The sequence below is a fragment of the Spirosoma soli genome (genome assembly GCF_042684525.1).
Taxonomy (GTDB): domain Bacteria; phylum Bacteroidota; class Bacteroidia; order Cytophagales; family Spirosomataceae; genus Spirosoma; species Spirosoma soli.
Window position 1 is genome coordinate 63,654 of record NZ_JBHULN010000015.1, and the last position, 18,521, is coordinate 82,174.

General features: G+C 50.0%; 17 protein-coding genes. 8 read left to right on the plus strand and 9 right to left on the minus strand.

What is annotated here, in order from left to right; genetic code table 11:
* Positions 1 to 29: 29 nt before the first annotated feature.
* Complete coding sequence (locus ACFSUS_RS20940; protein WP_381525702.1) at positions 30 to 578, plus strand: YceI family protein; 549 nt, start codon at positions 30 to 32, stop codon at positions 576 to 578.
* Positions 579 to 720: 142 nt separating this feature from the next.
* Here the strand turns inward: ACFSUS_RS20940 and ACFSUS_RS20945 are convergent, their stop codons facing one another.
* The 4 genes from ACFSUS_RS20945 to ACFSUS_RS20960 form a co-directional block, all read right to left on the minus strand.
* Complete coding sequence (locus ACFSUS_RS20945) at positions 721 to 2,760, minus strand: M3 family metallopeptidase (RefSeq protein WP_381525764.1); 2,040 nt, start codon at positions 2,758 to 2,760, stop codon at positions 721 to 723.
* A gap of 282 nt (positions 2,761 to 3,042) precedes the next feature.
* Positions 3,043 to 3,546: a hypothetical protein gene (locus ACFSUS_RS20950; protein ID WP_381525703.1), complete on the minus strand. Its 504-nt coding sequence runs from the start codon at positions 3,544 to 3,546 to the stop codon at positions 3,043 to 3,045.
* 144 nt (positions 3,547 to 3,690) lie between these two features.
* Positions 3,691 to 4,935, minus strand: coding sequence for a dicarboxylate/amino acid:cation symporter (locus tag ACFSUS_RS20955; protein ID WP_381525704.1), 1,245 nt, complete (start codon positions 4,933 to 4,935; stop codon positions 3,691 to 3,693).
* 67 nt (positions 4,936 to 5,002) lie between these two features.
* Positions 5,003 to 5,530, minus strand: a complete 528-nt coding sequence (locus ACFSUS_RS20960; protein WP_381525705.1) for an acyl-CoA thioesterase — start codon at positions 5,528 to 5,530, stop codon at positions 5,003 to 5,005.
* 161 nt (positions 5,531 to 5,691) lie between these two features.
* Here ACFSUS_RS20960 and ACFSUS_RS20965 point away from each other — a divergent pair, with 161 nt between their 5' ends.
* The 5 genes from ACFSUS_RS20965 to ACFSUS_RS20985 all read left to right on the plus strand — a co-directional run bounded on the left by ACFSUS_RS20965 (position 5,692) and on the right by ACFSUS_RS20985 (position 12,238).
* The gene (locus tag ACFSUS_RS20965; RefSeq protein WP_381525706.1) at positions 5,692 to 6,141 is read left to right on the plus strand and encodes a DUF2147 domain-containing protein; all 450 of its coding nucleotides are present in this window, start codon (positions 5,692 to 5,694) and stop codon (positions 6,139 to 6,141) included.
* A 92-nt stretch (positions 6,142 to 6,233) separates the two neighbouring features.
* Positions 6,234 to 7,403 carry a flavin-containing monooxygenase gene (locus ACFSUS_RS20970; RefSeq protein WP_381525707.1) on the plus strand — a complete coding sequence of 390 codons (1,170 nt, stop codon included), beginning with the start codon at positions 6,234 to 6,236 and terminating at the stop codon, positions 7,401 to 7,403.
* A gap of 59 nt (positions 7,404 to 7,462) precedes the next feature.
* The gene (locus tag ACFSUS_RS20975) at positions 7,463 to 7,648 is read left to right on the plus strand and encodes a CsbD family protein (protein ID WP_381525708.1); all 186 of its coding nucleotides are present in this window, start codon (positions 7,463 to 7,465) and stop codon (positions 7,646 to 7,648) included.
* A 167-nt stretch (positions 7,649 to 7,815) separates the two neighbouring features.
* On the plus strand, positions 7,816 to 10,662 hold the full coding sequence (locus ACFSUS_RS20980) for a M16 family metallopeptidase (protein WP_381525709.1): 2,847 nt from the start codon (positions 7,816 to 7,818) through the stop codon (positions 10,660 to 10,662).
* Between the two features lie 166 nt (positions 10,663 to 10,828).
* On the plus strand, positions 10,829 to 12,238 hold the full coding sequence (locus ACFSUS_RS20985) for a leucine-rich repeat domain-containing protein (RefSeq protein ID WP_381525710.1): 1,410 nt from the start codon (positions 10,829 to 10,831) through the stop codon (positions 12,236 to 12,238).
* Positions 12,239 to 12,349: 111 nt separating this feature from the next.
* Here ACFSUS_RS20985 and ACFSUS_RS20990 read toward each other — a convergent pair whose 3' ends face one another.
* Both ACFSUS_RS20990 and ACFSUS_RS20995 read right to left on the minus strand, forming a co-directional pair.
* Positions 12,350 to 13,165, minus strand: coding sequence for a PepSY-like domain-containing protein (locus ACFSUS_RS20990; RefSeq protein ID WP_381525711.1), 816 nt, complete (start codon positions 13,163 to 13,165; stop codon positions 12,350 to 12,352).
* A gap of 187 nt (positions 13,166 to 13,352) precedes the next feature.
* Complete coding sequence (locus ACFSUS_RS20995; protein WP_381525712.1) at positions 13,353 to 14,081, minus strand: SGNH/GDSL hydrolase family protein; 729 nt, start codon at positions 14,079 to 14,081, stop codon at positions 13,353 to 13,355.
* Positions 14,082 to 14,255: 174 nt separating this feature from the next.
* On the opposite strand from ACFSUS_RS20995, the gene ACFSUS_RS21000 reads away from it, so the two are divergent.
* On the plus strand, positions 14,256 to 14,864 hold the full coding sequence (locus ACFSUS_RS21000) for an RNA polymerase sigma factor (RefSeq protein ID WP_381525713.1): 609 nt from the start codon (positions 14,256 to 14,258) through the stop codon (positions 14,862 to 14,864).
* The gene (locus ACFSUS_RS21005) at positions 14,854 to 16,437 is read left to right on the plus strand and encodes a hypothetical protein (protein ID WP_381525714.1); all 1,584 of its coding nucleotides are present in this window, start codon (positions 14,854 to 14,856) and stop codon (positions 16,435 to 16,437) included. The genes ACFSUS_RS21000 and ACFSUS_RS21005 overlap by 11 nt, the downstream gene beginning before the upstream one ends.
* An 83-nt stretch (positions 16,438 to 16,520) precedes the next feature.
* Here the strand turns inward: ACFSUS_RS21005 and ACFSUS_RS21010 are convergent, their stop codons facing one another.
* From ACFSUS_RS21010 to ACFSUS_RS21020, 3 genes are all read right to left on the minus strand, one after another.
* Positions 16,521 to 16,886 (minus strand): DUF3471 domain-containing protein, encoded by a 366-nt coding sequence (locus tag ACFSUS_RS21010; protein WP_381525715.1) that lies wholly within the window; start codon positions 16,884 to 16,886, stop codon positions 16,521 to 16,523.
* A gap of 68 nt (positions 16,887 to 16,954) precedes the next feature.
* Positions 16,955 to 17,362 carry a GNAT family N-acetyltransferase gene (locus ACFSUS_RS21015; protein WP_381525716.1) on the minus strand — a complete coding sequence of 136 codons (408 nt, stop codon included), beginning with the start codon at positions 17,360 to 17,362 and terminating at the stop codon, positions 16,955 to 16,957.
* Positions 17,363 to 17,391: 29 nt separating this feature from the next.
* Complete coding sequence (locus tag ACFSUS_RS21020) at positions 17,392 to 18,339, minus strand: threonine ammonia-lyase (RefSeq protein ID WP_381525717.1); 948 nt, start codon at positions 18,337 to 18,339, stop codon at positions 17,392 to 17,394.
* Positions 18,340 to 18,521: the final 182 nt, after the last annotated feature.

An 18,521-nucleotide genomic window follows, 5' to 3' on the forward strand; every position in this document is an offset into this window, starting at 1 on the left:
TAATTTTAAACATTAACTAACATCATTCAATGGAAGCTCAAGCAACCACCGCTACCACCTGGGTTATTGACCCACTGCATTCAGAAGTTCAATTCAAAGTAAAACACTTGATGGTCTCAACCGTAACGGGCTTGTTCAGTCAGTACGAAGGCCAGTTAGAGATGGTTGGCGATGATTTTGAAGATGCCAAAATCACATTCTCGGCTGATGTAAACAGCATTAGTACCGGCAACGAACAACGCGATGGTCACTTGAAATCAGCTGACTTCTTTGATACAGAGCAGTTTCCAAAGCTGACGTTTACGTCTTCCGACATGAAAAAAACCGGCGACGATACGTATCAACTCAGTGGAGACCTAACCCTACACGGCGTTACCAAACCCGTGACCTTGAAAGCAGAATACGGTGGTCAGATGCAGGACTTCTACGGCCAGACCAAAGCCGGTTTTGAGGTAACTGGGGTCATCAAACGCAAAGAATTTGGCTTAACCTGGGATGGTGTAACCGAAGCTGGTGGTGTAGTTGTCAGCGATGACGTTCGATTGGTGATGAATATTCAGGTAACTAAGCAAGCCTAAGGGTGCTTCGTAATACATAACAAAGCCGCCATGCAGACATACCTGCATGGCGGCTTTTGTATGATTATAGTAAGTATTTTGTCAAAACGTGATCAAGATGTGGTCATGAAAGACTCTAAACAATACTTGACTACGAATAACCTTACAGGATCAGCCCGCTTCGGCGCAGCATCGCTTTCGGTGACGGTTCGCGGCCTCTGAATTTTTTGTACAGTTCCATTGGTTTCTCGCTGCCGCCCTTTTCCAGTACGTTCTTACGGAAACTGTCGGCGGCTGTTTTGTTGTCTAATCCGCCTTTTTCTTTAAAGAACTCGAACGCATCGGCATCGAGTACTTCACTCCACTTGTAGCTGTAGTAACCAGCTGAGTAGCCACCGGCAAAAATGTGCGAGAAGGCCGGGCTAAAGGCAACGCCCTCAACGCGGGGGAACAGGTTGGCTACTGAGTCGACTTTGTTTTCAACTTCTGAAACGCTTTCGCCCGTTGGTTTCTGACCGTGGTAGTACATATCTACCAGTCCAAACCGCAGCTGCCGCAAGTTAGCCAAACCGGCCAGGAAGTTCTGGCTGGCGCGGATTTTCTCGATCAGTTCGTTCGGGATCACTTCGCCGGTTTGGTAGTGCTTGGCGAAGAGTTTCAGCGCTTCGGGGTCATAGCACCAGTTCTCCATCACCTGTGAGGGAAGCTCCACGAAATCGCGGGGCACATTGGTTCCGCTCAGGCTTTCGTATTTGCCGTTAGCCAGCATACCGTGCAATCCATGACCAAACTCGTGGAAGAGGGTCGTTACTTCGTAAAAAGTCAGTAACGATGGCTTGGTGTCGGTTGGCCGGGTGAAATTACAGACGTTAATGATGTGGGGCCGAACGTTCTGGCCATTCTCTACCTTCTGGCCTTGCACGTCGTTCATCCAGGCACCGCTCCGTTTGCCGGGGCGAGGGAAGTAATCGCCGTAGAACACCGCCAGAAACTTACCGTCTTTATCGAATACGTCGAACGTTTTAACCTCAGAATTATACACTGGAATGTCTTTACGCTCCTTAAATGTAATCCCGTACAGCTTATTAGCCACCGTAAATACGCCGTTCAAGACGTTTTCCAGCTTGAAGTAAGGCTTCAGGGTTTCATCGTCGAGGTCGTATTTTTCTTTCTTGAGCTTCTCCGAATAATAGCTGCTATCCCAGGCTTGCAGCTTATCTTCCGTAAAACCATGTGCTTTGGCGTAGGCGGTTAACTCAGCCAGTTGCTTCTCGGCGGCCGGGCGGGCGTAGGTAACCAGCTCATCCAGGAAACTTTGTACTTTATTCTTCGAACCGGCCATGCTTTCTTCCAGCACAAAGTCAGCGTGGGTCTTATAACCCAGTAGATTGGCCCGCTCGTAGCGCAGGTTTACCATTTTCTGAATAATGCCCGAGTTGTCGTTCTTATCGCCATGGAAGCCCCGACCGTTAAAGGCCATGTATAGTTTCTTGCGCAATTCACGGTTATCGGCATATTGCATGAATGGCCCGTAGCTTGGAGCCTGTAACGTGAACGCCCAACCTTCTTTGCCTTTTTGCTTGGCCGTTGCTTTAGCCGCTTCCTTAGCAAAATCAGGCAGACCAGCGAGGTCTTTTTCGTCGGTCACGAACATCACGTATTCGTTCGTCTCATTTAAAACGTTCTCGCCGAATTGCAGCGACAGTTGCGACAGTTCTTTGTCAATGGCCCGCAGCCGCTCTTTACCTTTGGCGTCAAGGTTGGCCCCGTTACGAGAAAAACGCTTGTATGATTTTTCGAGCAGCATGGCACTCTCGGGATCAAGTTTCAGGCTGGCCCGCTGGTCATATACGGCCTTGATCCGGCCAAAGAGTTTTTCGTTCAGCGTAATATCGTTGCCATATTCGCTCAGTAACGGAGAAGCCTCTTTGACAATCTTCTGAAGCTCGGGGGTGGTTTCCGCGCTGTTCAGGTTGAACAGTACCGATGTGACTTTGCCTAGCAAATCTCCGCTACGTTCAAGGGCAACGATCGTGTTCTCGAACGTCGGCTTGGCGGCATTATTCACAATAATATCGACATCTTTACGTCCCTGCGCCAATCCGTCATTCAGCGCGGGCAGATAATCTTCGTTCTTGATCTTATCAAAGGGGGCCGTTTGGTGAGGTGTCGTATACGGCGCCAGAAATGGATTTTGGGTCATTTTCGGTTGCTGGGGCGACGGCTGGCCGAAACTCGTAGTAGTTGCTAGGGCCAGCAACGCGCTTGTTTTAATGAGTTGTCGATGTGTTAACATACGGCTTTGGGATTTGAGTTTCCGGGAAAAATACAAAACAAAGACAACTCAGACAACCATTCGTTGCAGGTGCGGTCTCAAATCGGGCTGAGTGGCAGGTTGGGTAAGTCCAGCCAGGGTAAGCTAACCTACTCCACAAAAAAACAGCCGACCAATATGGTCAGCTGTTTAGGCACTCGCTTCTTCAACTCAATATCCGTACGGACCGTAGCCGGGTCCACGACTATTTCCGTAGCCTCGCCCACGACCGGCCGTTCGTTCGTAAGGGCGCATGTGGTCAATGACGCGATCCCGTTGCGACGGGCTAAGCACCGCCATCATATCCAGAAATTCACGTTGCCGCGACTGACGCAAAAAGTCCCGCTGCCGGGGGTCACGCAGGTTAAGGTTACGCGTTTGCTGCTCGAAGCGCTCACGGATTCGGCGAATTTCCCGCTCCTGACGGCGCGAGAGGTTTAATTCCTGATCCCACCAGTCGAGGTGCCGATCAAAACGATAGTCGTCATAATCGTAATTGTAGTTTTGCTGTCCATACCCCGGTTGGCCGTACCCCTGATTGTAGCCAGGCTGGCCATAGGCGGGTTGTTGAGGATAGTTTCCGGCAGGTGGAGCAGGATAACCATAACGTTGCGCGAAAGCGCCGGTAGTGAGCAGGACAACTAACGTAGTAGCTGTCATTAGGGCTTTTTTCATGGTGGTTGTTTATTCAGTTGGACCGCCGAAGCGTCGGACCGCCGAAGCGATTGTATTTGCCTCTTTGAACAGCCAGCCATGAAATGGTTTAACTTAATCTGGAAATAAATCTAAAAACTAGTATTTATAATCAGGCACCTTGTTTTATGCTTCCTGATTTAGCACTCGTTCATACCTCGCCCGATCGAATTCGCCTTCGTTATTAGCGATAAAAATAGTGGCGACCGTATTGCCAATGATGTTTGTGATCGACCGGGCTTCGGACATAAACCGGTCAACACCCAGTAGCAGAGCAAGCCCTTCAACGGGAATAACCTGCACAGCCGTTAACGTACTGGCCAGCACAATAAAACCGCTCCCCGTTACGCCCGCGGCTCCTTTCGACGTAACCATCAGGATACCAATAATGGTTAGCTCCTGGCCTAGCGTCAAATTCACGCCAAACACCTGCGCCAGAAATATGGTCGCCATAACCAGGTAGATGGTGGTGCCGTCGAGGTTAAAAGAATAACCAGCCGGAATAACCAACCCGACCACAGACCGCGAACAACCCAGTGTTTCGAGCTTTTCCATTACCTGCGGCAACGCCGACTCGGATGAGGATGTACCGAGCACGATCAGCAGTTCTTCTTTTATGAACTTGAGCACCGCCCAAAGACTGATCCTGTAATAGCGCAGGATGAGGTTCAGCACCACAAACACAAACAGAAACATTGTTGTATAGACTGTCCCCATCAATTTTGCCAGCGGCAGCAGCGTACTTAGCCCGTATTTGCCGATGGTAAACGCCATGCCCCCAAATGCGCCCAGTGGGGCCAGGATCATCACTACGCTAAGGATATTGAAGAAAACCTTGGACAGCCGCTCGAAGGTCTGAATCAGGGGCTTACCCATCTCGCCCATGCGGGTCAGGCCAACACCGAATAAGATACTGAACACCAGCACCTGCAGAATGTCGCCCTCGGCAAACGCTTTCACGGCATTGCTTGGCACGATGTGCAGAAAGAACTCGGTCCAGTCCATGCCCGCTCCTTGTTCGGCATACTTGCTGACATCGCCCCCCTTGACCGCCGTTGCCTGAACGCCCTCGCCCGGCCGGACGATATTGGCCAGCAACAACCCAATGGCCAGGGCCCCCGTAGTGACAATCTCAAAGTAAAGTAGCGCTTTCCCGCCAACCCGGCCTACCTTTTTCAGATCGCCCATATTACTGATCCCCAACACGATGGTCAGGAAAATAATGGGGGCAATAACCATCTTAATCAGGTTGATGAAGAGGTCGCCGAGGGGTTTCAGCTTCGTAGCCGTTTCGGGAAAGAAATAGCCGGTCAGAATGCCCAGGGTAATGGCAATCAGGACGCGAACCGTCAGGTTGTTCAGTAGTTTCATAAACTGTCTGTCATTCTTCTACTTGGCTAGCCTGACAAACAGAAGAATGACAAAGAACGAAAAAAAGTCAGAGCGATGCCACCGGCAGTACTTGCCGCTTAATGTCGCGAATGCGGTCGTTGAAGTTCAGATTGACAAAATCTACGTTCGGAACCAGGGTTGCCTGCAAATAACCCATCACCAGATCGTCGTGCGGAATGCGTTTACCGGTCACCACGCTGATGTATTTGGAGGTTACCCAAAGCACGTTTTTGAGGTGCGTTTTGCCATCATCGGTCATGAAGTACTCCGTCACGGTTGTATCCTCGTTGACATAAATCAACCTCGACGTAATTCGGACCCATTCGCTCACCATGGCGGGTCGGATGTAAGCAATCTGATGCTGATAGACCACCCAACTGGTTTTCAGCTCCTTAAACAACTGCCCTGGGTTAAAGTCATACAATTTGGCAACCTGATCTTCGCGGGCGTTGAAGTAGTAATCGAAATATTTGGAGTTATTCAGATGCTGTAAAGGATCGCAGTCCTGAAAACGGATAATCATCCTCGATTCGGTTTCAGTAGGGTAACTGCGATTAGGATCGCGTTTAAACATACAGTAGTGGTTAATTAGTCAGCAGATATAACTAAAAATTCATCGAATGCAGGTGCGTTTTTTTGCAAAAATGAAGTAAAACATTTCATCCGAGTAATCCCAGTCAGCATATTTGCGTTAGTACAACTAAATCACTGTTTTATTCCAATTTGACCAATACCATGAGACGCATTCACTATTTGTTGGCTTTTTTTTCACTCTTCATTGCGACTACGGCCTTTGCACCGAAAGACGACTCTGATGCCGTGGTGGGTACTTGGCTCAACGGCACGAAGAAAGGGCATGTTCAGATCTATAAGCAAGGGGGCACCTATTTCGGCAAACTAATATGGCTGAAAGAACCGAATGACCCGAATACAGGCAAGCCAAAAACGGACATCAATAATGCCGATGAGTCGAAGCGGGCGCGGCCTTTGCTTAACTTACCGCTTATGTACAACTTCAAATACGATGGCAATAATGTCTGGAGCGACGGCAAAATCTACAATCCTGAAGATGGTAAGGAGTATAACTGCAAAATGACGCTCAAAAACCCAAATACGCTTGACGTTCGAGGCTACGTAGGGATTTCCCTGCTCGGCAAAACGCAAACCTGGACGCGGGTGAAATGAGTTGTAGAGTTATAGAATCGTAGACTTGTAAAGTTGTTTCCATAGCGGGGACTACTTTACAACTCTACGACTCTGTAACTTCATAACTATCTATGAGAAACCCTGCAACTTTAATCATCGGTGCCGGACCAGCCGGACTGGCCATAGCTGGTCAGCTGGCGCACCGAAACCTGCCCTTCACGATGCTGGAAGCAAGCGAGTATGTTGGGTTTGCCTGGCGCAATCATTACGACAGACTCCACCTGCATACCGTAAAGCAGCACTCGGCTTTACCTCATTTGCCATATCCGGCCGACTACCCAACTTACGTATCACGTTTGCAGGTGGTTGACTACCTCGAACGCTACGCTGAACACTTTGGCATCAAACCTTTATTCAATCAAAAAGTAATCAGCATTCGGCGGAACGATACGCCAGACATTACGGACGAACGTTGGCAGGTGCAAACCGAAACAAATACGTTCACAGCTGGGCGGGTCATTGTGGCAACGGGCTACAATCGCATTCCCAACGTACCCGAGCTACCGGGTCAACGTGATTTTCGGGGCATCATCTGGCACAGTCATGAGTACCGCAATGGAGCCCCCTTCCGCGACGAGAACGTACTCGTGGTCGGCATGGGTAATACCGGGGCCGAGCTGGCTTTAGACCTGCTCGAACACGGTGCGCGGCCGTTTATTTCGGTGCGTAGGCCCATTAATATCGTCCGGCGCGACGTGTTTGGTAAACCAGCGCAACCCACGGCCATTTTCCTGAATAAATTTCCCAACTGGTTCTACGATCTGGTAACGGGGTTATCGCAGAAGCTAACCGTCGGCGACTTGACGAAGTATGGATTAGGGAAACCAAGCCACCCAGCTTCTTACGATACCCGGCGCGGTAAAATTCCGGTAATTGATTTAGGAACGCTGGATCAGATCAAAGCAGGCAACATTACCGTTGTCCCGGCCATCGAGCGTATCAACGCTAAAACTGTTACGTTCGCCAGGCCGGGCGGAGCATCCCAGGAACTGCCGTTTGATGCTATCATTCTGGCAACGGGTTACCGACCGGGCGTTAGGTCTATCCTCGGCGAAGATTTGTCCGCAAAAATCTTAAATGAACGCGGCTATCCTAAACATCTTTGGTTTAAGGACCCAACGTTGCAGGGGCTTTATTTTCTGGGATACACAACTCCGTTGACGGGCATCATCTACAACCTCACGATTGATTCAGGACGTATAGCCGACGACATTTTACAAAACAATTTCGTCACGGCATAGTTATATATATGCAATCAGGGTGATTGCAGCTATCATTCAACGTTATAAACACTACAATCATGAACGAGACAACCCTGAAAGGCGGCTGGAACGAATTAAAAGGTAAAATCAAACAAGCCTACGGCGATCTGACCGACGACGATCTGGCTTACGAAGAAGGCCAGGCCGACGAGATGTACGGAAAAATTCAACAAAAGACAGGCAAGACAAAAGACGAGATCACTAAGGCAATCGCTGATCTGTAAGTTGTCTGAACATAATAATAAAGCCGGGGCGCATGCTCCGGCTTTTTTTTGTGCTTACCGTTTATCCGGTTTTTTGTTAATTACCTATAAAAATCGTTGGTAGTTTAGCCCTTTCTGATTAAATATACGCCTATTTTTTCCATAACTACCCAATCTTCTTTATGCGTATGACTACGCTCAACAAACTTACCCTAACCGGACGTATACCGTCTGGTTGGGCCCGAAGAGGTGTCTTAACCGCTTCGCTGGTGGCCGGAAGCTTTGCCTTCCTCTCTGCTCAGGACAAACCGGCCGTGGTTGCCTTGCCCGAAGGTGTTACCAAAGGGGCCTCGGTGGAAGGCATTACGGAATACAACCTGAAGAACGGCTTGAAGGTGTTGCTCTTCCCCGATCCGTCAAAACCAACAATCACCGTCAACATTACGTATCTGGTTGGTTCACGGCACGAAGGTTTAGGTGAAACCGGTATGGCTCACCTGCTGGAGCACATGGTTTTCAAGGGGTCGACGAAGCACACCAACATTCCGCAGGAACTGACATCGCACGGAGCCCGGCCGAACGGCACAACCTGGCTCGACCGCACGAACTACTTTGAAACGTTTGCCGCAACCGACGAAAACCTGAAATGGGCGCTTGATCTGGAGTCGGACCGTATGGTGAACTCATTCATTAAGAAAGAAGACCTTGCAACGGAGTTCTCCGTTGTACGGAACGAGTTCGAGATGGGTGAAAACTCCCCTCAAAACGTGTTGAACGAACGAGTGGTGTCATCGGCTTACCTGTGGCATAACTACGGCAACTCGACCATTGGTAACCGCACTGACATTGAGAAAGTACCGATCGAGAACCTCCAGGCGTTTTACAAGAAATTCTATCAGCCCGATAACGCCGTACTGGTCGTGGCGGGTAAAATTGATGAAGGTAAGACCCTGCAACTGGTCAATGACTATTTCGGTGTGATTCCTCGTCCCGCTCGTGTATTGCAGCCCACCTACAGCCAGGAACCCACCCAGGATGGCGAGCGTATGGTAACCCTCCGGCGCGTTGGCGACACGAAAGTTGTGTCGGCTCTGTATCACATTATGCCGGGCTCTCACCCTGACTATCCGGTAATGGACGTAGTGATCGAGTTGCTCACCAACGAACCAAGCGGTCGGCTGTACAAAGCCCTTGTTGAGACCAAGAAAGCGTCGCAGCAGTACGGCTATTCGTTTACCACCAAAGATCCGGGCTACGTTTACTTTGCGGCTGAACTGCTGAAAGAAAAGTCAATAGACGAGGCAAAAGCGGCTTTGTTGTCTACCCTGGATTCGGTAGCGATCAAAGCGCCTACCAAAGAAGAGATTGAGCGCGCTAAGGCTAAGCTATTGAAAGACGTTGAGTTGAGTTTTAAAAACGCCGAACGCGTGGGCCTGGCCATGAGCGAATACATTGCCACCGGCGACTGGCGGCTGGGCTTCCTGTACCGCGATGCCCTCGAAAAAGTATCGTCTGCCGACGTACAACGCGTAGCCAGCTTCTACTTTAAGCCTTCTAACCGTACCGTAGGTATGTTCCTGCCCGAACAAGCTCCTGACCGGGTCGACGTTCCGCAGGCTCCCGATATTACGGCTATGGTGAAAGATTACAAAGGCCGGGCACTGGTAGCACAAGGGGAAGCGTTTGATCCATCGCCCGCTAACATCGACGGCCGGACTCGCCGTTCGGAGCAGCCAAATACCATCGAACTGGCGCTGCTGCCTAAGTCGACCCGTGGCAATGAAGTTAATGCCCGCCTGACGCTACGTTATGGTGATCAGAAAAGCCTGATGAACAAAGCGATGATCTCGCAGCTGACGGCCTCCATGCTCGACAAAGGCACGACGACCCGGAGCCGCCAGCAGATTAAGGATGAGCTCGATAAGCTGAAAGCCCAGGTTAACGTGTATGGCGGAGGTAATCAGGTGAACGCCACGATCAAGACGACCAAAGAAAACCTGCCTGCTGTGGTTAAGCTGGTGAGCGACATGCTCAAAAATCCCGTTTTCAACGCCAATGAGTTCGAAAAACTGAAGCAGGAGCAACTGGCTCAGATCGAGTCGCAACGGTCGGAGCCACAGGCACTCGCCAGCACGGCCTTCCAACGGACGATGAACCCTTACCCCAAAGAAGACGTGCGCTACGTAATGACACCCGATGAGGAGGTAGCCGCCATCAATGCGACCAAGCTTGACGATCTGAAGCAGTTTCACAAAGACTTCTACGGGGCTCAGAATGCTACCATGTCAATCGTTGGCGACTTCGATGAAGCTTCTGTTAAAAAAGTAGTCAACAGCGAACTGGGTACATGGAAAGCGAAGAAGCCATTCAGCCGTATCGTGTCGGTATACAACGACATTAAGCCTACTCCGCAGAGTATCGAAACGCCCGACAAGGCTAACGCGCTCATGCTGGCGGGCGTTAACTTACCACTACGTGATGATGACCCGGATTATCCAGCCCTGGTGTTGGGTAACTACATCCTCGGTGGCGGCTTCCTGAATTCGCGATTGGCCGTCAGAATTCGTCAGAAAGAAGGCATTAGCTATGGTGTAGGTTCGCAACTTTCGGCCAACCCATTAGACAAAACGGGCATGTTCATGACGTATGCCATTTACAATCCCGAAAATGCTGAACGTCTGGAAAAAGCCTTCCGGGAGGAGTTGGAGAAAGCAGCAAAGGAAGGCTTCACCGCCGAAGAGATCAACGCAGCCCGTTCGGGTCTGTTGCAGTCGCGGGTAGTGTCGCGGGCGCAGGACCCCTCGCTGGCCGGTACGCTTAACAACTATCTGTATCTCAATCGCACCATGAACTGGGACGCTGATTTCGAGAAGAAAATGGAGTCACTGACACCCGAGCAGGTGAACGCAGCCATGAAGAAGCACATTGACCCCGCTAAGATTTCGATCATTAAAGCGGGCGACTTTGCCAAAGCAGCCAAGAAACTGGCCGAAAAGCAACCTACCTCATCAGTAGGTAGCGGCAAGAAAGACTGAGTCTAAACCGGGACCGGGATTGAGCGGATTTAAGGATTGAGCAGATTTTGTAAAAGTGCCTGGTGAGGTAACAAAATCAGATTAATCCTTAGATCTGCTAAATTCCGGTTTTTTTTATGGAATTTAACTATAAAAATAGTCATACACCTAAACCCTACGTTATACTATGAAAAAGCTCATTCTGTTTGTATTACTCATGCTGCCAACACTAACTAGTTTGGCACAGGTGAAGGTGATGGCTATGAAAGACTCGATCGACTACAAAACCTTACGTAGTCGATACCCGGCTGCGGTTTCGCCTAAAGAACAGGCCACTAGCCGCGATCTGGCGTTTCAAAAGCTAGCGGCCGACTATTGGTCCGATTTTAACCGCTTCCTGAAGAAAAAAGGCTTTCGACCCGATACGTCGATTATCCTGTACACCGAAGGATATTTTCAGCCGAACGGCCGGGCTGATCTTCTCCTGTATCAGTACACAATGAACGACATCCGCCCATCCCCCAAAATAGAAAAGCAGTTCTTATTCCTACTATCTGAATACTTAAGTGATCGTCCTCTACCGGTTTCGTCTTCGCTCGTCTGGTCTACCTTTCGTCTGGCAGGTTCTTTCTTTATCTCAAAAAGCTCTTCGCGAAAAACGCCCAAAGGCCCTGGCATCATTGGCGACTTAGCTACCGCAGCTCGTACCACCCGGCCAGATACCGTCAAGAGAGTGATGTTTAATAATTTGGGGCTCGAACAGCTACCCGAGGTTATCTACCGCTTCACGAATGCCAATGAAATTGATTTAGGCAACAATTATCTGACGTCTTTACCCGCCCGGCTCACGGCCTTACCCCGCTTAGAAAAGCTCAATCTGATGTCGAACCGCCTTCGTGATGATAGTGTAGCGTTTTCCCGCAACACACATGTGAAGTCGATTAACATTCAGAAAAATTCGCTTACGGGTATCCCTCCTTCAATCGCTGAGAACCGTCGCTTAGAGAGTTTATGGCTGGGTAACAACGACCTGAAGACTATTCATGCGAAAACGCTTCGGCGGTTGCATAAACTCAACGACCTGAATCTATACAACACGGGTTTGACTGAGTTACCTAAAAACTTTGGCCGGATGCACCGGTTGGTCGTGCTTGACCTGTACTACAATAAGCTGACAACCTTACCCCGATCGATGCGACGAATGAAGCGCCTAGAACAGCTCGCCCTGGCTCATAATCAGTTGAAAGAATTACCTATGTCGATCACCAAACTACGTCGGCTGCAGGTAGCTTTCGTGCACCATAACCGCATCGGCCAATTGCCAACAAGCTTCAGGGTACCCAATTTACGGGTATTCGATCTGAGCTATAACGAGTTTACCGTAGCGCCGGCCGTTCTGGCAACGTTGCCCTCCTTGGAAGAGCTCGACTTGAGTAACAATAACCTGCAAGACATACCCAAAGAATTTGGCGGATCAACGCACCTGAAAAAGCTGTATTTACGCTCAAATCCGCTCTCGCGTGACGATGCCAAAAAAGGGCCTTATGCTCAGCTTATTGAGCAGTTAGAAGCCAACAAGACCGAGGTATTTTATTGAACCGTGTCTGATAAGCGCTAGCCAACCCTGGCTTTTTTCACACAAAAACAGCCCACACGGATCAACCGTCGTGGGCTGTTAGCTTGCAACTTACTTTGGGCTAGCCTTTCGTTAGCGCCGGTGCTTAAGCGCCTGCACGAACGTACCGTCAGCCGCAAAAACCAGGGCTACCGGACGAGCATTCGCCTGCTGTACCCACACCAGGAACTGGCCCGTTGAACTCTTACCCGCCTGAACGATGGTAGATCCGGCGTAGTTTGCCGTTACGTAGCTAGTGATGGCCGCCGGTAAACTCGTTACGGCTACGGCCGTGTAGTTTTCCTTTACACGACGAACAATTTCCTCATTAAACGTACCGTCGAGGTTAAACAACAACGTCCGACGCTCACCATTTATAGTAATCATCACAAAATAACCCCGATTTTCATCCTTTGCCGCCAGCGTAATGGTGGCACTAGAAAAATTGGTTGTCACATAGCTTGTGATGGCTGCGGGCAAATCGGCAACCGTAATTTTCGTTAGGCTATCGTTTCGTGAACCCCGACCAGGCCCTCGCCCAGGTCCCTTACCTCCTCTGCCACGCACCGCTAACTCTTGATTGAAGGTGCCGTCCGTATTAAACAAGAGTGCTTTCCGCTGATCGTTTTGAGTGATGGCTACCACGAAGTTACCGGCATCGTCTTTAGCGGCATAGTTTATGGTTGCACCCGCATAGTTGGTAGTAATATAAGACGTAATAGTGGCCGGAAGATCGGCCACCGCAACTTTAGTTATACTATCGCGACAGAAGAAACCAGTCGTATCGGAGGCTAGCCGAGCCGTGTTCGTAGCAGCGTCGTCGGTTGGAGAGACGGCTCCATTCTGATTACAGCTCCACAGCGTTAGGCTAAACAGGGCAAGCAGGCACACAATCGCATTCTTTTTCATGGTTTGTTTGATTAGAATAGGTGACGTAAAAGATGAATTATAAATTAGTAATCATGTTGGCATATGAGAATAGTCTTTATTTGAGCCGTACAACTGAGATAGTCTTTGAGTAAAGACGTAGCGTTTACAGGTCATTGGCTGCCAACAATAGTGCCCTCTTGGTTTTCAATTAATTGCCGAGGCCATCTTACTCACGCCGGATGGTTTGAATGGTGACAATTGTCGGGGCTGACTGATAAAAGTCGAATAAAGCCCGTCCGATCAGTTCGTGGCTAACAGCGTTGAGGTGTTCGTCACTGTTTGTCAGAAAATATTCCTCCCGAGACGCAACCACCGAGTTCACATCGAACACACTTATCAGTTGGTTATCCGCCTTATGCATGAGTAAATCGCGGCTTCGCTTTCGTAACCAGTTCTCGACCGGCTCCCGGTGCGGGAAGGGCGTTAGCAACATGACATTATGCCGGTAGGGTCGCAGTTGTTCCAGCAGGGCGTCAATTGCCGTAGCTATCCGACGTGGCCGAATCAGGCTAACGACTCCAAATTTTCGAATGGCTTCCCGTAAAGTAGCCAACCGAGTTTTGCGCTCAGAAGCATTCTGGTTTTTCGGCCTAAGTGGTTGGTAAAGGTGAGGCAACATAAGCACTCCACCATACCTAAGCGTCTGTTTACCTGCCGATGACGCTGTCTGTACGGACGTGTAGTCCAGTTGCAGAATGATCAGATCATAGCGGTTCAGCGGCAGCCGTTTCAGCACAGCGGAAACCGTAGGCAGTGTCAGATGCGCGTAGGCTTCCACAGATACCGAGCGTTCCGTACGGCTGATCTGACGAATAAAATGCCCAATGTAACTAAGCTGACCGGCTGGTAGCCCACATCTGCATGTGTGCTCGTCGCCAATTACCAAAACATTCATTTGACCGCGAAAAGTTAATGAGTAACTTGCTTTCTCGTCTTTACGTAACCGTTCTTCTAAACGTGGCAGGATTAAAAAAAATTAATTAACTAAATCAAAGACTGCAACGTTGTTCGCAGGATAAGCGTACTTACTCACAGTGACCACGGGTGTTCACATTAATCCGACCGAGCCTTGTTTTTCAGAAAATCGTCTTCGTTCGCCGACAATGACTTGCTCAGTGTCATCCGGGCCTGTCGTGCTAATGACCCACGGGCCCAGCGTACGCTATTCAAACAGTTCTTCGGTTACGCCAAAAGCATCTGCCTACGCTACACGTCCAGCACGGAAGAGGCTGAAGACGTATTAAACGAAGGATTTCTAAAAGCTTTTCAGCATCTGGATAGTTACGACGAAACGCTACCGTTTAAAGCCTGGTTACGGACAATTCTGGTAAACACGGCCATAAGTCACTACCGTAAAAATCAACGCTTAGAGCAGCACACATCGCTGGAAGTGGGCGAACAGGTCGCCTTCAATGATGATATAGTCGATCAGATTGCCGCCGAAGAAATTCTGGCGCTGGTGCAGCAGCTGAGTCCAACCTATCGAACTGTGTTTATGATGCACGTTGTGGATGGCTATAGCCTTCACGAGATAGCCGGTTTGCTCAGCCACAACGAAGCGACGGTCCGCTCCAACTACGCTCGTGCCCGCGCCAAGTTGCAGCAACTCATCAAACAAGCTTATCCTTTCCACGCTAAGACTAGCCCCGAAGCTCCAATACGTTATCATGAAAACTGACCGATTTACCGATATTATCCGGCGAAAACTGGAAAGTATTCGGCCGGAATTTACCGACAATGACTGGACGCGTATGCAAGCTACGCTTCAGCAGGCCAACTTACCCCAACCGAATGCACCGGGGGCCAGTCAGCCCTTTACCAGCGTAGCCCGGACCAGTCGGCCCTGGATGATGGCCGCAGCCAGTGTGAGTACGGTTGTGCTCATGGCCTACAGCATCTGGCAACGGCAAGAGATAAACCAGCTTCGCAAAACAGTCCGGCAGTACAGCCACCAGCAGGTGGGCCGACCCAAATCTACGCCCGTAAACGGCGATACGTCGGCCTCGGGCGACTCGCAGGTTGCCGATTCGGGCACCGCTCTTCCTCAAGAGAATAGCAATCTACGGCACAGTTCATCAGAAAAAGCTTCGGTTCGCCCGGATACCGTATACGTAACGCGTTACATCACGGTTCCTGCTCAGCCATCACCTATGCCTAAAGAAAACCGTGCTATTCAACGCTCTGACGCATCGCCCGAACGGTATGCTGCCACAGATCGTACTTCTTCTGCGACTACATCTCAATTACCATCTACCAATTCACCAGCTGAACTGAATGATAAAACGTTTACTCAAACTCAGTCCAACGGGACTACCTATAATGAATCGGTTGTAACGACTAAGACGAATAACCAGCGCCGGGAACGGAGCACTCAAGACCGTGGACAAAACCAGCGTACCGATCTATCTCGTGCTAATGGAACCTCTCCTGGCAGCGCCGACAATGCCCCAACCGACCTAGCAATCAACACGTCAGTTACTCCTGGAGCCACAGCTGAGGAAAGTAAACCAGCAGCCAATTATGAGTTGGTGACGAGCCGGCCGCTAAGTCTCGAAACTACTGACTGGAGTTCCAAACTCGTTCAACGATCTAAGCGGATGCGGTCAGCGAGGCCTTCGCTGCCAACAAGTGTACAACCAACCATGAGTCAGCCTGTTAAGCAATTAGCCGTAAAGCTAAGAGTTGGGGCCAGTACAGACCTTAGTCTGAACATGCGGAGTGTGGGCGGTGTGGCTGAAGTACTTCTTGGGCAGCATTGGGCCTTAGGCGTTGGGCTGAACCGAACAACGTATTTCACCGGCAATTTCCTGACGGATATCGAGTTCAATAAACGCACCCATCGCGATTTCCGACGCGAAATTGCCCGTGGTATTGATCCACGACGGGATATTTTGAACATTGACACTCGTACGATTCGGCTCCAGATACCCATTACCCTTGGCTATCGTATTCCGCTTACTAAAACGCTGGCATTGCAGCCTACAGTCGGCACCTACATTGATCTAAGCAGTACGGAAAACGTAACGTTCTACTACAAGGAACCGTTGCTTGGATTTAATGCCGCTAATTTTAAGCTCAAGGGAGCCGTAGACCGCATCAATACCTTTGCCTTAGGCACCAACATCGAATGGCATCGTGGCCATTGGGTGGCGCAGGCAGGTCCCATTGCTAACATTCCGCTCCAGATAGATCCGGGGTGGCATCAGACCGTGAGTATGGGGTTACGCGCCAGAGCACTTTATCAGTTTTAAAGATAAGGCCCGAAAAGCATGTCCTTTTCGGGCCTTATCTTTACGGTAAAACCGGCTAATGCTTACGGCTGGTCTGGTTCCCCTTAATTATCTTTCTTAGCCGTCAATTCATTTCCCTGAGCGGACAGATTGATACTAGTCACCGCTTTCGTGGCCGCATCGCGTACAAACGTAATCATGGCCCCATAAGAGCTGGTCGACTGATACGTATCATCCTTGGCTTGCTTAACCAGTTTGTTCTTACCATAGGTATCGGCTTCACCATACAGCTCCCCTTTTTCCGTGGTAACCGTGTATTTCTGAATTGGGCTGCCACTAGCGAATGTGTACGACCCGGTATACGCTTTCAACTTGGTTGAATCAGTTGTAGCACTGGTCGTTTGAGCGCTCGCGGTATAAGACAAAGCGCTCAGGCTTAGTACTAGTAATAAGCTCAAAAAAGACTTCATACATTTTAGGATTTAGTTTATAAAAATAGACCAGCGGCTTCGCTAAAAACCAGCCTTTAGCGAAGCCGCTACAAGTTAAGCGAAAACTTGGCATACGGTATTACCCCTTTGTAAAATGTGTCACTGACGGACTTCATCCCGAACCGCCGGTAAAAATCGGCCGCGTCGAGTCGGGCGTCGCACCAGAGCGTAGTGGCTCCCATACGTCGGGCTTCGGCGATAACGTGATTCAACAACAACGTTCCTATGCCTTGCCGCTGGTAACCGGGGTGCGTAGCAAACTTTCGAAACCGAGCGCTCGGCCCATCCACAAATAGCGAAATAACGGCTACTAATTCACCAGCTTGAAACGCTCCATAGTGATGCCCTTCCGCGTCGATTTCTACCTTAACGTAGTCCAGCGGCTTATCTGGCCAAAGCACAGCGTGGCGAAGCGCATAGGTCTGCTCAGGGGTAATAGAATGAATTTCTGGCATAGGTTAGCACTAAACAAATTCAGTAAGGCTCAAAAAGGCAATTTACCCAGGTCTACGTTACCGCCGGTCAGAATGATCCCCACTTTTTGTCCGGCAAACTGGTCTGGGTGTTTCAATACGGCAGCTAACGGCACGGCGCACGACGGTTCAATGATGATCTTCATCCGTTCCCATACCAGGCGCATGGCGGCAATGATTTCGTCGTCCGATACCGTCAGAATGTCAGAAACGTGGGCTCGGATGATGCTTAATGTTCGTTCGCTCAGGGTCGTCATTAACCCATCGGCAATGGTCTTGATGTAGGGCGCTTTCTCCACCTGACCACTGCGAAACGATAATACGGCATCGGCCGCTCCTTCAGGTTCACCAGCAACAACGCGGGTGGTGGGCGATAAATAATGGGTAGTCAGCGCCGTACCGCTCAACAGTCCTCCCCCACCTACTGGGGCTACCATCACGTCAAACGGTTGCTCCTGTCCATAATCTTCGATCAACTCCTTAGCCGCCGTAGCCTGACCAGCAATGACCCGGTCATCGTCAAACGGGTGTACCAGCACAGCACCGGTACGTTGAATAACCTCACGAACACCGGCCTCCCGCGCGTCGAGGGTTGGTTCGCACTCGATCACCTCAGCGCCATAGCCCAACACCGCTTCCTTTTTGACCTGTGGTGCCGTGCGTGGCATAACAATATAGGCCGGTAGCCCAACCTGACGGGCCGCAAAAGCCACTGCCTGTGCGTGATTGCCCGACGAATGGGTAGTTAGGGCGGTGCCTTCCTTGTTCTGAGCAACCTGCAAAACGGCGTTTAACCCACCCCGTGCCTTGAAGGCGCCAATCTTCTGAAAGTTTTCGCATTTAAAGAACAGTTCGGCTCCGGCACGGTCGTTAATTGTCTGATTGGTCAGAACAGCTGTGCGGTGAATATGCGGCCGAATGCGATCGTGCGCATCGCGGATGGTATCAATTGAAATCATGTAAGGTAAATCAGTTGTCAGCATGTGGGTTAATAACGTATCGATGGGCCAAAATACAAAGAAAGCAAGCTACTCACCGGTTTAAGCAAGAGTCATTGGCCGTTATATTCTGTCATTTGTTGATTAATAGCGTCTACGCTGCCAGTAATGATTAATGATCACTTCATCACACTACAAGACTG

Coding starts and splice junctions, on each gene's coding strand:
- ACFSUS_RS20940 (WP_381525702.1), top strand. CDS start 30: ATGGAAGCTCAAGCAACCACCGCTACCACCTGGGTTATTGACCCACTG.
- ACFSUS_RS20945 (WP_381525764.1), bottom strand. CDS start 2,760: ATGACCCAAAATCCATTTCTGGCGCCGTATACGACACCTCACCAAACG.
- ACFSUS_RS20950 (WP_381525703.1), bottom strand. CDS start 3,546: ATGAAAAAAGCCCTAATGACAGCTACTACGTTAGTTGTCCTGCTCACT.
- ACFSUS_RS20955 (WP_381525704.1), bottom strand. CDS start 4,935: ATGAAACTACTGAACAACCTGACGGTTCGCGTCCTGATTGCCATTACC.
- ACFSUS_RS20960 (WP_381525705.1), bottom strand. CDS start 5,530: ATGTTTAAACGCGATCCTAATCGCAGTTACCCTACTGAAACCGAATCG.
- ACFSUS_RS20965 (WP_381525706.1), top strand. CDS start 5,692: ATGAGACGCATTCACTATTTGTTGGCTTTTTTTTCACTCTTCATTGCG.
- ACFSUS_RS20970 (WP_381525707.1), top strand. CDS start 6,234: ATGAGAAACCCTGCAACTTTAATCATCGGTGCCGGACCAGCCGGACTG.
- ACFSUS_RS20975 (WP_381525708.1), top strand. CDS start 7,463: ATGAACGAGACAACCCTGAAAGGCGGCTGGAACGAATTAAAAGGTAAA.
- ACFSUS_RS20980 (WP_381525709.1), top strand. CDS start 7,816: ATGACTACGCTCAACAAACTTACCCTAACCGGACGTATACCGTCTGGT.
- ACFSUS_RS20985 (WP_381525710.1), top strand. CDS start 10,829: ATGAAAAAGCTCATTCTGTTTGTATTACTCATGCTGCCAACACTAACT.
- ACFSUS_RS20990 (WP_381525711.1), bottom strand. CDS start 13,165: ATGAAAAAGAATGCGATTGTGTGCCTGCTTGCCCTGTTTAGCCTAACG.
- ACFSUS_RS20995 (WP_381525712.1), bottom strand. CDS start 14,081: ATGAATGTTTTGGTAATTGGCGACGAGCACACATGCAGATGTGGGCTA.
- ACFSUS_RS21005 (WP_381525714.1), top strand. CDS start 14,854: ATGAAAACTGACCGATTTACCGATATTATCCGGCGAAAACTGGAAAGT.
- ACFSUS_RS21010 (WP_381525715.1), bottom strand. CDS start 16,886: ATGAAGTCTTTTTTGAGCTTATTACTAGTACTAAGCCTGAGCGCTTTG.
- ACFSUS_RS21015 (WP_381525716.1), bottom strand. CDS start 17,362: ATGCCAGAAATTCATTCTATTACCCCTGAGCAGACCTATGCGCTTCGC.
- ACFSUS_RS21020 (WP_381525717.1), bottom strand. CDS start 18,339: ATGATTTCAATTGATACCATCCGCGATGCGCACGATCGCATTCGGCCG.